This is a genomic window from Methylomonas sp. BW4-1, from assembly GCF_052474385.1.
This window is the reverse complement of sequence record NZ_CP184125.1, coordinates 2,629,420-2,643,196: the sequence shown is the minus strand read 5'-3', so window position 1 is coordinate 2,643,196 and position 13,777 is coordinate 2,629,420. Positions and strand designations below refer to the sequence as shown.

The 13,777-nt window shown below is 50.4% G+C and carries 14 protein-coding genes; 3 read left to right on the top strand and 11 right to left on the bottom strand.

The features are described 5' to 3' along the window. The first annotated feature begins 165 nt into the window (after positions 1-165). The 3 genes from ACH5Y9_RS12250 (at position 166) to ACH5Y9_RS12240 (ending at position 5,360) form a co-directional block, all read left to right on the top strand. Positions 166-2,469 carry a PAS domain S-box protein gene (locus ACH5Y9_RS12250; protein WP_445369821.1) on the top strand — a complete coding sequence of 768 codons (2,304 nt, stop codon included), beginning with the start codon at positions 166-168 and terminating at the stop codon, positions 2,467-2,469. Positions 2,470-2,486: 17 nt separating this feature from the next. Then, complete coding sequence (locus ACH5Y9_RS12245; RefSeq protein WP_445369820.1) at positions 2,487-4,985, top strand: EAL domain-containing protein; 2,499 nt, start codon at positions 2,487-2,489, stop codon at positions 4,983-4,985. 174 nt (positions 4,986-5,159) lie between these two features. Next, positions 5,160-5,360 (top strand): hypothetical protein, encoded by a 201-nt coding sequence (locus tag ACH5Y9_RS12240; protein WP_445369819.1) that lies wholly within the window; start codon positions 5,160-5,162, stop codon positions 5,358-5,360. Between the two features lie 3 nt (positions 5,361-5,363). On the opposite strand, the gene ACH5Y9_RS12235 is transcribed toward ACH5Y9_RS12240, so the two are convergent. From ACH5Y9_RS12235 to ACH5Y9_RS12185, 11 genes are all read right to left on the bottom strand, one after another. Next, positions 5,364-6,305 carry a YbgA family protein gene (locus tag ACH5Y9_RS12235; protein WP_445369818.1) on the bottom strand — a complete coding sequence of 314 codons (942 nt, stop codon included), beginning with the start codon at positions 6,303-6,305 and terminating at the stop codon, positions 5,364-5,366. Between the two features lie 11 nt (positions 6,306-6,316). Then, positions 6,317-6,835 carry a lipocalin family protein gene (locus ACH5Y9_RS12230; protein ID WP_445369817.1) on the bottom strand — a complete coding sequence of 173 codons (519 nt, stop codon included), beginning with the start codon at positions 6,833-6,835 and terminating at the stop codon, positions 6,317-6,319. 3 nt (positions 6,836-6,838) lie between these two features. Next, a complete protein-coding gene (locus ACH5Y9_RS12225; protein WP_445369816.1) occupies positions 6,839-8,230 on the bottom strand; it encodes a cryptochrome/photolyase family protein in 1,392 nt (463 codons plus the stop codon). 4 nt (positions 8,231-8,234) lie between these two features. Further along, positions 8,235-8,744 (bottom strand): hypothetical protein, encoded by a 510-nt coding sequence (locus ACH5Y9_RS12220; protein WP_445369815.1) that lies wholly within the window; start codon positions 8,742-8,744, stop codon positions 8,235-8,237. A gap of 20 nt (positions 8,745-8,764) precedes the next feature. After that, entirely contained in the window at positions 8,765-9,676 is a 912-nt protein-coding gene (locus ACH5Y9_RS12215; protein ID WP_445369814.1) for a TIGR01777 family oxidoreductase, read from the bottom strand. A 59-nt stretch (positions 9,677-9,735) separates the two neighbouring features. Beyond that, entirely contained in the window at positions 9,736-10,377 is a 642-nt protein-coding gene (locus ACH5Y9_RS12210; RefSeq protein ID WP_445369813.1) for a sulfite oxidase heme-binding subunit YedZ, read from the bottom strand. Beyond that, the gene (gene msrP, locus ACH5Y9_RS12205) at positions 10,377-11,333 is read right to left on the bottom strand and encodes a protein-methionine-sulfoxide reductase catalytic subunit MsrP (protein WP_445369812.1); all 957 of its coding nucleotides are present in this window, start codon (positions 11,331-11,333) and stop codon (positions 10,377-10,379) included. The genes ACH5Y9_RS12210 and msrP overlap by 1 nt, the downstream gene beginning before the upstream one ends. 35 nt (positions 11,334-11,368) lie before the next feature. Further along, a complete protein-coding gene (locus ACH5Y9_RS12200; RefSeq protein WP_445369811.1) occupies positions 11,369-12,199 on the bottom strand; it encodes a sterol desaturase family protein in 831 nt (276 codons plus the stop codon). Between the two features lie 38 nt (positions 12,200-12,237). After that, positions 12,238-12,693: a PAS domain-containing protein gene (locus tag ACH5Y9_RS12195; RefSeq protein WP_101051876.1), complete on the bottom strand. Its 456-nt coding sequence runs from the start codon at positions 12,691-12,693 to the stop codon at positions 12,238-12,240. A 42-nt stretch (positions 12,694-12,735) separates the two neighbouring features. Then, positions 12,736-13,221, bottom strand: coding sequence for an SRPBCC family protein (locus ACH5Y9_RS12190; RefSeq protein WP_033156703.1), 486 nt, complete (start codon positions 13,219-13,221; stop codon positions 12,736-12,738). 164 nt (positions 13,222-13,385) lie between these two features. Then, the gene (locus ACH5Y9_RS12185) at positions 13,386-13,775 is read right to left on the bottom strand and encodes a hypothetical protein (protein WP_192394995.1); all 390 of its coding nucleotides are present in this window, start codon (positions 13,773-13,775) and stop codon (positions 13,386-13,388) included. Positions 13,776-13,777: the final 2 nt, after the last annotated feature.

Here is a 13,777-nt window from a genome sequence, read left to right as displayed (position 1 = left end):
GCAAATGAAAGTTTTTTGTAGCACAAAAACCGATAATGAATGCCATTCGGCGGACTGCCGGCGAGCTCCCCAGGAGACTATTTTTACCTTACTGACATTAGCACCTGATTTTGAATTATAGATTATGATTAGCCCTAGTGTCTAAACCGAGGTGGGGTGCTCGCTATGCTTGAATCGAAAGCTGAAACTCTGCGGATACAAAAGCTGCACGAATACTGCATCCTCGACACGCCCCCCGAATCAAACTTTGACGACATTGTCCGGCTGGCAGCACTAATGTGCGATACGCCTTTTGCGGTGATCACACTGGTCGATAGTGACCGCGAGTGGTTCAAAGCCAAAAAGGGCATAGCGGCCAACGAACAACCCAGAGACTGTGGATTCGGCACACCAACCCTATCACACCTGGATGTCTTGGTTGTACCGCATGTCGAGCATGACAGTCGCTTCGCGGCCAATCCCCTAGTGGTTTCCGAGCCGCATATCCGTTTCTATGCGGGCAGCCCGATTCTAATTCCCACCGGTGAAGCATTAGGCGCACTTTGTGTGTTCGACGTTGTGCAACGAGCGTTAAGCGTCAATCAACTTGAGGGCCTCAAGCTTCTTGCTCGCCAAGTCGGTGCAGCCTTGGCGCGCAGACAGAAGGAAAAAAGCCGGTCGGACATCCTGGAAAAACCCACGGCCCAAGCCTTGCCGGCTGACTTGGGCCGGCAAGATACAGCGCACAACGCCGAACATTTTAACGGCGCCATATTGGATTCCTTGTCAAAACAATACTGTGTGTTGGATGGAGCTGCCAATATCTTGAAAGTCAGCAGGCCTTGGCTTGATTTCGATCAGGCATACGCCGGGGATAAAGCAAGCCTTCAACCCGGACAAAATTATCTGGCCCTTCTGGACACCGGGCTGACCAACGATAGAGGCGGAAAGGTGTTCGCAGAGGGGATTAGGTCGGTTTTGAACGGCGCTTTATCCCGCTTTTCGCTTGAATATCCTTATTACACCGGTTCCGGTCAGCTTTGGTTTGCAGGGAAAGTCATCCTGTTTCCCGACCAGAATTTAGCCCGGCTTATCGTAATCCATGACAATATTTCCGAACATAAACAACGTGAGGAGCGGTTGCGGCAAGCAGTGGAGTCGGCGCCGAATGCAATCGTGATGGTGAATGAGTCCGGCACCATTGTTATGGTGAATGCGCAAACGGAAGCCTCGTTCGGTTACGCGCGAACCGAACTGATTGGGCAGAGGGTGGAGATGTTGATTCCAGAACGTTTTCGCGGCGGACATATCGGTTTCCGCCGGGCCTATCTTGCCGATCCGGTTTCTAGGCCTATGGGGGCCGGACGCGATCTGTACGGGCTACGCAAGGACGGTACCGAATTTCCGGTCGAAATCGGCCTGGGTCTGATCGAAAGCCATGAAGAAACCCTGGTGCTCAGTTCGATCGTCGACATTACCGAGCGCAAGCGCCTGGAACAACGATTCCGGCAAGCGGTGGAGTCGGCGCCGAATGCCATCGTGATGGTGAATGAGTCCGGCACCATCGTGATGGTGAATGCGCAAACGGAAGCATCCTTCGGTTACGCGCGAACCGAACTGATCGGGCAAATGGTGGAGATGTTGATTCCCGAGCGATTTCGCGACGGACATGTCGGTTTCCGCCGGGCCTACCTAGCCGATCCGGTTTCGAGGCCGATGGGAGCCGGACGCGATCTGTACGGGCTACGCAAGGACGGCACCGAATTTCCGGTCGAAATCGGCCTGGGTCTGATCGATGACGATAACGGCATCATCGTCCTCAGCTCCATCGTTGACATTACCGAGCGCCAGAGTGCCCACGATAAGCTGAAACAAACCCTCAACGAGAAAGAAATGTTGCTTAAGGAGGTCTATCACCGGGTCAAGAATAACCTACAGGTGGTGTCCAGCCTGATCAACCTCCAAGCCGGCAATGTAACGAGTCCGGAGACCGCCGATTTACTCAAACAAAGTGCTGATCGCATCAAAGCCATGGCCTTGTTACATGAAAAACTTTATCAATCCAAAGACTTGGCCAGGATAGATTTCAACGAATACATTCGTAGCCTATCCGACAATTTGCTGTTCGGCTACGGCGCATATTCCGACAAGCTCAAGCTCAACATGAAGATAGACAATGTGTTTCTCGATGTCGATACCGCGATACCCTGCGGCCTGATCATCAACGAATTACTGTCCAATGCCATTAAGTACGCATTTCCCGGAGATCGGCGCGGCGAAATCGGCATTGCTTTCACACAGGAGCAAGGCGAATACATCCTGATAATCTCCGATAACGGCATCGGCCTTCCCAGCGAAATGGATTTCAAAAAAAGCAGCTCGCTGGGTCTGCAATTGGTTGATACCTTGACCAATCAACTCATGGGACAGATGAGCCTGGATCGGACAAACGGATCCACCTTTACTCTGCGTTTTACTAAAACTTGTTAAGCGGGAGGGGTCTCCGCATGTTAGCCAGTAGAATTATGATCGTCGAGGATGAAGGCATTATTGCCATGGATATTCGTAGGCAGTTGGAAGGTTTCGGCTATGAGGTGGTCGCGACTGCTTTTTCGGGAGGCCAAGCCATTACGCTGGCCAATGAGCATAAGCCCGATTTAGTCATGATGGATATTGTGTTGAAAGGCGAGATGGACGGTATCAGCGCGGCGCATGCCATAGCTGAGTCTCTGCATATTCCCGTGATTTTTCTGACCGCTTATAGCGACCCGGCTACCTTGTTGCGCGCGAAAGCCACAGGCGCATACGGCTATTTGATCAAGCCGTTCCGTCCGGATGAACTGCATGCTTCCATCGAAGTCGCTTTGTATAAGTATCAGCTGGAACGCAAGCTGAAGGAGAGCGAACAGTGGTTTGGCAAAACCCTGCACTGTATCAGTGACGCCGTGATTGCCACCGACGCTGAAGGGGTCATCCGATTCATGAATCCGGTGGCCGAAACGATAACGGAACACAGTCTGGAACAGGCCAAAGGTAAACGGGTCAGCGAACTCATGACGCTGATAGCTGAGTCGAGCCGCAGTGTTATTGAAAACCCGGTCCTCAGTACATTACAGAATCGGACCGTGACCGGCATTGACTGCCCCACTTTGTTCGTTAGTCAGTCAGGAGTGGAAATTCCGGTGGACGACGGCGCCGCCCCGATACTCGATGACGATGGAACCTTGTTGGGTGCTGTGATGGTATTTCGGGACATCACCGCCCGTCGACAAATGGAACATTTGCTGCGGGAAAGCGAAGAACGTTTCCATAGCTCATTCGAATTGGCCGCTATCGGCATGGCGCTGATAGCCCTCGACGGCAGTTTCCTGCAAGTCAATAATGCCCTCTGTGAAATTTTTGGTTACACGCGGGATGAGTTGCTGGGCTCCAATCTGCAAATACTCACGCATGCAGACCATCATGATAAAGTAATCAACCTTTACTTGCGGCAATTGGTAACCGACGTACTGCCGACGTTTCAGATCGAGGTGGAGTGCCTTCATAAAATGGTCGGCAAGACCATTTGGACTATGATCAGCGCCTCGCTGGTTCGCACTGCCGGCGGCGAGCCGCAGTATTTCATTGTGCAAATTCAGAATATTTCCAACCGTAAATACGCCGAACAGCAATTGATCTATCTGGCCAATCACGACCCCTTGACCGGGCTACTGAATCGCGACCAGTTTCATAACCGCCTTACTCAAGCATTATCCACCGGTCAAAGACATAACCGTAAACTGGCTGTGATGTATCTCGATTTGGATCGCTTCAAGTTGATCAACGATACGCTGGGCCACCGCTTGGGTGATTTATTGCTGCAAGCTGTCAGCGACCGCCTGAGAGCCTCGGTGCGCTCGAACGATATTCTGGCTCGGTTGGGCGGTGACGAGTTTATCGTGTTGTTGAGTGACATCAATCAAATCGACGATGTAGCCAGAATTGCCCAAAAGACCCTGGACATCCTCACCCAGCCGTTTACCTTGGAAGGCAATGATCTTGTGGTAACCGCCAGCATTGGTATCAGTATTCATCCCGACGACGGCAAGGACAGCCATTCGCTGTTAATGAACGCCGACACGGCCATGTATTTGGCCAAGGACCGCGGTAAAAACAACTTTCAGTTTTATACCCTGGAAATGACTGAAAAATCGATCGAACGCATGAAGGTGGAACGGGGCCTGAGGCATGCCTTAGCCCATGATGAATTACGGCTGCATTATCAGCCTCAGGTCTGTACCGGCAGCGGCGTGGTGGTCAGCGCGGAAGCGCTGGTGCGTTGGCAGCATCCGGAATGGGGCTTGGTGTATCCGGACCGATTCATTACCGTGGCGGAAGAAACCGGACTGATCGTGCCTATTGGTGCCTGGGTGTTGCGTGAGGCCTGTTTACAAGCCAAAACCTGGATTGAAAATGATGGGCCATTCGGCGGTGTAGCCGTGAACGTATCGGCGCGCCAATTCCTCGACACCAACCTGTTTCAAACAGTAAAACGAACCTTGGCCGAAACCGGCCTTAATCCCAGCGCGCTGGAGCTTGAAATCACCGAATCGGCAATTATGCAGGATCCCGAGAACACGCTCCAGGTATTGCATCAGTTTCAAGGGCTTGGGGTGCGGCTCAGCATCGACGATTTTGGCACAGGTTATTCCAGCTTGACCTACCTGCGCCGATTTCCGATACAAAGCGTCAAAATAGATCGATCCTTTGTGATTGATCTTCCTGGCGACGACGGCAGTAAAACCCTTGTCAGGGCCATCACCGCTCTGGCCCATGAGCTTAACTTGTCGGTCGTGGTCGAAGGGGTGGAAACCAAGGGTCAATTATCCTTTCTAACTGAGCAAAAATGCGATTCGCTGCAGGGCTACATGTTTAGCAGACCCGTGAGTGCGGAACAATTTCAACAGGATTTTATTAATTCCGGTTTTAAGACCTACCTTCCGAATACCTCAAACGATCAACCTTGAAATTAAAATTTAACAAAAACCGGTAACTTGTAAAGATGATTTAGGAGTACAGCTGTCTTGGGTGAGGCAGCAGTTCCAATATCTCGTCGATGACTGTTTGCTGACAGGCACCACCGTTTTTGCGGCAAGGATTAAACTAGGAATTTTTTATACAGAGGACGTGGAGTCGGGATTATGCGAAGAATCAAAGCTATAAGCTGTGTGCCCTGGGTGTTGGGCTTGTGCAGCGCTTGCTGTGCGGATTGGCCGCAGCGGCTTGGTTATCATGTGCTGCAGAACGCCGGACAATTGCAGTGCCAGAAAGCCATGGCCAACGATTGCGAACGGCGGCAAAGTTACGACGCCTATCAGCGCGAGCGGCAGCAACTCAAGTAGCCGCTAAATACTGTTCAGCAACGACAATTCCGCCGGATGCGGCAGCATGTAATAGGAGTTGTCGATAAAGTCATCCGGCTCTCTGCGGAAATGATGGCGGAGCAGGGTGAGCGGCACAATCAAAGGCAATAAACCAATCCGATAGTTTTCGATGGTTTCCACCAGTTCCTGTTTGTCGTCGCTGTCCAGCTTGTGCTTTAAATAACCCTGGATGTGTTGCAAGACATTGACATGGTTGCCGCGGGTGGCGACGATTTTCAGACAAGTCATCAAGGCGCCGATATAGGCAGCGGCGGTGTTTTCAATATCTGCGTTAGTGACGCCGGCAATAATTCTTCCCAGCTCGCGGGCCTGGTTTTGCTCGTGGCTCATCGCGATCAATTTATGTCGGCTATGAAAAGTGATCAAGCCATGTGCTGTTAAACCCTGTTCGCATAAGTCCCGCCAGCGGCGCATCACAAATACGCGCTGGATAAAGTTTTCCCGCAGGCCCGGATCACCCAGCCGGCCTTCTTCTTCCACCGGCAGGCTAGGGAAAGTGCGCTGTAAATAGTCGGCAAAAATGCCGGTGCCTTGCCGCGCGGGGATGTCGTTTTTATAAATTTTGACGCGGGTCATGCCACAGCTGGGCGAATCTTTTTTCAGAATGTAGCCGCACAAGCCGCCCAGCCAATCGTGTTGGCGGGCGGAGGCCTGTTCCAAGCGTTCCGTCACGTCGAAACTATGATCCTTCACGCCGACGCAACGAATGCCGTCCGCGGTTTCCCGCAACTGTACGCAGGGGCGGGGGATACCCAAACCGGCTTCGACTTCCGGACAGAACGCTCTAAATTCGAAGTATTGGCCCAGCGTGCGTTCGATGTAGCTGTGATATTTATGCGCGCCGTCGTAGCGTACTTCTTGGCCTAACAAACAGGCGCTGATGCCCACCGAAATTTTCTGCATACTTAATCCTGTTATTGCTTGGGGTGTTGGTCAAAAATCAGTTTGTCAGTGGCAAAACCCAGGGTTTTGGCTTGTTCTATTAAATCTTGTTGGATGCTCGGTTCCAACTCCGGGCTGCGGGCCAGTATCCATAAATAATCGCGATCCGGGCCGGCGATCATTACATGCCGGTAGCCGATTTTATCCAGCGCGATGATGTTATAGGCGCCGTAAAACGGCCCGAAGAAAGACACTTTCAGGCGGCCTACGTCCGGTTTGTCGATAAAATAAGCTTTGCCTTCGGCGATTTTTCGTTGGCCTTGCTCGGCGTCGTAGCCGCTGTTTAACACTTTGACGCCGCCGTCATCGCGCAGGCTGTATTCGGCGCTGATGTCGGTCAGGCCGTGCTCGAAGCTGTGATCGAGGCGGGCGATTTCGTACCAGGTGCCCAGATAGCGGTTCAATTCGAAGCCGTCTATCACTTTGATGCCTTCAGGAATACCAGTGCAGGCGCATAGCAAGCTGAATAACAGTACGGGTAGATAACGCATGGTTTACTCCGCTGGCGCCGTGGTATTGCCCAGGGCTTTGAATTGGGCTTTGATTAGCTGGCTTTGTAAGCCGTGGTCAACTCTTGGCCGAGGGTAGTCGCCGGCTTGCGGATGCTTTTCCCATTTGTGGATGACTTCTACCGGGAAGCGTTGCAACTCCGGAATCCAGGTCTTGATATACACACATTGCGGATCGAACTTTTTCTGCTGTAGCCAGGGATTGAAGATCCGGAAATACGGTTGCGCGTCGCAGCCGGTGGACGCTGCCCATTGCCAGTTGCCGTTGTTGACGCAAGGGTCGTAATCCAGCAAGCGTTGCGCGAAATAGCGTTCGCCCCAGCGCCAGGATACGTGTAAATCCTTGACCAAAAACGAGGCGACGATCATCCGCAAGCGGTTATGCATCCAGCCGGTCTGGTTCAATTCGCGCATGGCCGCGTCCACAATCGGAAAGCCGGTTTGGCCGTTGGCCCAAGCCCAGAAATCGTCCTGGCCGTTGCGCCACAGCAAACCGTCGTAACGTCTATCAAAGGCGTGACCGAATACATGCGGAAAATGAAAGCCGATATGGGTGAAAAAATCCCGCCAATACAACTGCCGGAGCAAGGGATGGTCGGGATCGAGTTCGGCTTGGATGCTGTAAAAAACCTCGCGTACCGAGCAACAGCCGAATTTTAAATAGGCCGACAGTTGGCTGGTGGCGGCCATGGCCGGAAAATCGCGGACGGCAAGGTAGTTTTTGCAGTTGCCGATGATGGCTAATCGGGCCAATGCCGCTTGCCTGCCACCGGGCAAGGCGTTTTGGTGCGGCTGTTGCAGCTGCTGTATTACTTCTGGTTTGTGTCCGGCATAGGCTTTTGCCGATAGTTTACCCGCTGCCAAGCCTTGCGGAGCCGATACCGGCTGTAGCCGGGCTTGCCGGTGAAACGCGGTGAATACTTGATAAGGTTTGCCGTTGCTTCTTAAACCTTGCTCGGGTTCGGTCAGTAGCAGATCGGCTTGGCTGTGAAAAGCCAGATGCAGTGTTTCGCATTGTTCGCGCAGCTCGTTGTCCCGTTGCCGGCTGAACGGGCTGTAGTCGCGATTGACAAATACCGCTTCGATGCCTAAGTCCTGCTGCAAAGGCTGGAGCAGATGCGCCGGCTGAGCGTTGAAAATGTACAGTAGGGCGCCTTGCTGTTGCAGTTGTTGCTGCAAATCGTTCAGCGACTCCAGCATGAATTGCAAGCCCGGCGTGCTTTGGTAAGGATGGGTTTGGATTTGCCGGGCATCGAAGATAAAGCAGGCAATGACTTGCCCGGACTGGTTTAGTGCGGCGTTCAGAGCGGTGTTATCTTCCAGGCGTAAATCGCGGCGGAAAATGAACAGCGAGGTTTTGTAGGTTTTTTTGGCCATCGGCTCAACAGTCGCCCCAATGAATAATCATTTGTTGGCAATTAAACAAGATATTGGGGTAATACTGATAAATCACCCAGCGCAGCAGCAAATCGAAATATGCCGCTACCGTCATCAGTCGCGCCACGGCGGCCCAAACTCTTCTGGCGCCTTTGTCGGAGCAACGCCACACGGCGCCGGTCCAGTAAATCAGCGGCATGGCCATAATAATATGGATGGTCACCCAGCTGGCGACGGTGAAGTTGCCTTCGTTAATTTGGTAGTCGATGAAAAACAGTACGGCGTTGTACAGGATAAAAAACGGGTAGAACGCATCTTTTAAGCGCAGATAACCCAGCCAGCTCCATTGTAGGTAAAAATACAGCGTGGCCGGCGTGCGTTCTTCCCATTCCTGGGCGGGTGAGGGCGTCAGATAAAATACCAGCGTGCCCAATGCCAGCGCGACCAACAACGCTTCGTACCAGGTGACGAACGAGGTAAAGGCAAATAGCAGGGAAAGACTGTCGATCAACATAAGAATGCCCGTTTTTATGTCTAGGGTTTATGCAAAATATCGCGCAATGCGGTATCCAGCTGTGAATATTTAAATGCAAAGCCCTGGGCCAGTAACCGCTCCGGCAGAACGCGCTGGCTGCCCAAGACTAGCGCCGCCATTTCGCCCAGCAATAATTTAAGGGGCGCTTCCGGCAGCGGCAGGAGCAGTGGCCGCTGAAGTACGCTGGCCAAGCTGGCGCTGAATTGTTGGTTGCTGACCGGTTCTGGGGCTGTGGCATTGTAGGGGCCGCGCATTGCCGGTTGATCTAGCATCGTTTCGACGATAGCCAACCAGTCGTGCAGATGTATCCAGGACATCCATTGCTTGCCATTTCCCATGCGGCCGCCTAATCCCAAGCGAAACGGCAACAGCATGCGTTTCAGTATGCCACCATTATCACCCAGCACCAAGCCGGTGCGTATCAGGCAGACCCGGCTGCCGGATTTTTCCGCCGCTAAGGCTGCCGATTCCCAATCCGCGCACAACTGCTGGGAAAAATCGGCAATGCTCGCGCTACTTTCAGTCAGAAACTTATCGCCTTGATCGCCGTAAATGCCGATAGCGGAACCGCTTATCAGCACAGGCGCGGGCTGCGCGGAGGAGGCTATCCAGGCCACCAACTGCTCGGTCAGTTTAATCCGGCTATCGCGCAGCAACTGCTTGCGCGCCTCCGTCCAGCGTTGGTCGAAAATGCCGGCCCCCGCTAAATTGACTATCGCTTTAAACGTGGCGGCATCCGGTAAATCGGCTACGGAACTGACCGCTTGCACGCTGTTGCCGAAAGTAGCGGCGACTTTTTCGCGGCTACGACTCAGGACCGTCACCGCATAGCCTTTTTGTATAAGCTGTTTGGCCAGCGCATTGCCCAGGAATCCGGTGCCGCCGCTGATTAAAATCGAGTTTGTATTCATAATTTCTGCTCCGGAAACCAATGATAACCAACCGCATCGCCGATTATGGGATTGCTGGCTTAATCGGCTTCGGTATCGGTTGAAGTGCGGCCTTTTGGGATCATCATTTGGTTTAACTGTTTGTTTTTAAGCCAGATTACTGCGCGAAAACCCAGTAGCATAAATATCAGAAGCAAATAGAATAAAGGCTCGGCCAGGTTACCTTTAAGCTGCCAGAAATAATGAATCATTGCCGCACCGGCTGCTATGTAAATAAATCGATGCAGTTTTTTCCAGCTCTTGCCCAAGAGTTTTTTGGATGCTTTGGAAGAGGTAATCCCCAATGAAAAAACAATGATATAGGCAATTAATCCAAACCAGATATACGAGCTTTCGAGAATATCGATACCGATCATTCGCCAGGCAAAAACTTGATCTACCGCTAAATAAACCAGGACGTGCAGGCTGGCGTAAAAAAAAGCGAATAAACCGAATAGTTGCCGATACTCAGTCATGCCGCGCCATTTTGTGACAGTTTGCACGGGAGTAATGGCTAAGGTTATCCATAGAAATCGCAAGGCCCAATCGCCTAAACGAATATGCAATGCCTGCATTTGGTTTGGGCCCAGATTATCGAAGGCAATATCGAACACTATCCAAAGCAGCGGGATAATGGAAACCGCGATGGTTAAAGGCCGCAAATTATTAATTGGCATAATCATTAGAAAAAATGCCTCAAATCCATATCACGATACAGGTGAGCGACCTGTTCGCCGTAACCGTTAAATAATTCGGTTTGCCGACGCGGGGTAAAAAAGCCGCTGCCCAATAGTCGCTCGCTATTTTGGCTCCAACGCGGATGCGGTACGTCTGGATTGACGTTGGCGTAAAAGCCGTATTCGTTGGGGGCAAACTTGTTCCAACTGCTAATGGGCGGTCTTCTCAGCAGTTCTATTTTGACGACGGCCTTGATGCTTTTAAAGCCGTATTTCCAGGGCACTACCAAACGTAGCGGCGCACCGTTTTGCTTGGGTAAAATGTCGCCGTACATCCCCACCGCCAGTATGGTCAAGGGATGCATGGCCTCGTCGATACGCAAACCTTCGACATAGGGCCAATCCAGCATGGCCTTGCCGCGTTGCTTGGGCATGGTGTCCGGTTGTTGAACCGAGGTGAGTTTTACGAATTTGGCGTTTGATAAAGGCTTGGCGGCTTTCAGCAAATCGCCCAGGGCAAAGCCCACCCAGGGTACTACCATGGACCAGGCTTCGACGCACCGGAAACGATAGATGTATTCCTGCAAGGTATGCCTGCTCAGAATATCTTCCAACTGGTAGATGCCGGGTTTTTCCACTTCACCGCCGATCTCCACGGACCAGGGATCTACGCGCAGGCTTTGGGCCAGACTGGCGGGGTCTTCTTTGTTGAAGGCCAATTCGTAGTAGTTATTGTAATTTTTTGCGGCTGCCGCTGGTGTCACCACCAACTCAGGTGCTGAGAACGGGCTTTTGGGTGCGGCGCTCCAAAGTGGTTTTGAGTCGTCGGCCCAGCCGGTGCGGATGCTGGTACCGGTCAGCATCATCGCAGCCATCGCTTTGATGAGGGTGCGGCGTTGCTGAAAAACCAGGGGATCGGTAATTTCACTGCCGGGAATATTTTTTATTGTTTTTATAATCATGGCTTGATTACCGGTAACTTATAGAAGAAGTCCCACTATTTTTTGCCTTTCGGAATCCAGCCCATCAATTGGCGGATTTTACGTTCGGTAATAAATGCCAGAGAAAACAATTGAATAAAATTCTCGGCTTCAATCAAGTCCAATCCTATATTGGCGGGTACCAATTCCTTGCGGGTTCCAAACATCCGGTCCCAAATCGCCAGCACTATGCCGTAATTGCTGTCATGTTCCGAGCGCAAAGTGGAATGGTGAGTGCGGTGCAAGGAAGGGGTGATAATGATTTGAGAAATCGCAGCTTCGTTGGGGACGCGGATGTTGCCGTGATGAAAAAAGATGAAAAATAACTCGATAATTTCGATGGAAAGCACTAGATAAGCATCCACGCCGATTACTACCACGAATATACATTTGTAAATTATTTCCAGAAATAAATCGAAAACATGAAATCTAAAACCGGTGGAAACGTTAAAGCATTTATCGCTGTGGTGAATTTTATGAAAGCGCCATAAGTACTCGGACCGATGGCTGGCGTAATGCCACAGGTAAATGGCCAGATCAAAAAAAGCAAACGCCAGAATCCATTTAAGCGGACCGTTACTCAGGCCGCTTAATAAGCCGTAACTGGCGAATTGTTGCGCTACCAGAAATAAGGATGAGGCTCGGAGCGCGGTTAAGATTAAATTGTTGACCAAGAAAGCCGTAGTATTGGTGACAAACGACTCTTTATAGGTTTTGGCCGGGAATGGACGATAAGGTTTGGTTTTCTCTATGACCAGCAACAGCACGAAAGCCAGTATCGCTAAGCCGAATAAGGCTTCGTTAAAAAATAGGCTACTGTCGCCTTGGCTATTTGCAGTGGTGTTCATGGAAGTCCCCAATAATGAGCTATTTATCGAACGGTTTTTTAATTTCCTTGAATAGCGTTTAATAAATTTGTCAATTCCTTTATTTCGTTATTGGCATTTATTTGTTGGGTAATGTCGTATTGCACGCCCAGATAATAAATGACTCTATTTTTCTTATCCAATAGCGGGGTTATTTTCAAATGATTGTGGAATAAAGTGCCGTCTTTTTTATAGTTTCTTAAGGTGACTTCCACTGTTTCGTGGTTTTTCATGGCTTCCACAATTTTAAAACGCGCATCTTGCTCTCTGTCTTCACCTTGCAAAAACCGGCAGTTGTGGCCGATGATCTCGTCATGGCTATATCCGGTTAAACGTTCAAATGCCTTATTGGCATAGATAATCGGCGCGTCTTCAATGTCAGGGTCGGCTAGCGTGACGCCGTTGACGCATTCGTCCAAAATAGCGGAAAGTACTTGCGGAATCAGTCCGCTATCTTTTTCAACAATAAAAGCCATGGTTAAACTCCGGGTTTTATAATAGTTATGAGTTTATAAATGCTAGTTGCATTCTACTAATATTAAATTCCTGATGTTTTCGACGGTGTTTTCCGCACCGTCTTCAATCGCGCAACGAATTAATTTTTCAAAAGGCCGCATAAATACCTCCAACTCCAAGAACTCAAAACGAAACGTCAAGCGGGTAGGTTGACGATCTTCCTGAACGGCTTCGAGCAGATAGCTGTGTTTGTAAGGTTGGGTCAGTCCTTGAAAGATCAGCTTGGATTTGGGTTGATATTCAGTAATTTCAAAAACCGATTCTATTTCGCCGTTGTTGTCGTTACGAATTTGCTTGGCCTTGGCGCCGATGAATACTTCCTTGCCGTCGAGCGGTTCAAAATCGACTACTTCCACAGCCCATTTCGGATAGTTTTCAAAAAAATTTTCACCAACATAATGAAAAACATCGTCAACAGGTTTGTCTATATCGATGCAGGCCTCGCCGGCAATGGGCTTGTGTGAGTCAAACGGAAATTTGATGTGCATTTGATGTTCCCCCTCGCGGAGCTTTCTGCTCAGCGTTGTTATTATTTTTCTGGACAGGTAAAGCCAATAAAACGGTATTTAAATCATGCAATTAAATCACCGTCAGGCGCTTCGGCTTTTAATGTCTAATTCTAGCCCGCTTTCTATCGGGAAATGACCAATCTCTAGTTTTGCTGGTGGCGCATGGCCGCGCAGCCGCCATAAAGCAGGTGCGATAAGCCCGAATAAATAAATAATTGCCGGTAGTTTTCGTCGATTTCAATTTGATTAATCGAGCAGTAAAACTCCAGGGAGCCAATTAATAGCAGCAGAAAAACCCCTAACGCCGCCAATGCTTCCGGGCTGTTGCTTAATTTATAAAAACTGTACGCTGCGATTTGGATTAAGCACAAATAAAACATCATTAACCGCATATTGTTTGCCAATGGACCGTACAAGTCGCTGCTATCTTCAAAAAACAGGGTATTACCGAATATGGTGGCTGCACCGCTGATCAATAATAAAATCACCGCTGCATTAAAATTAATCTGCAACAACAATTGCAGGAAATTCATGG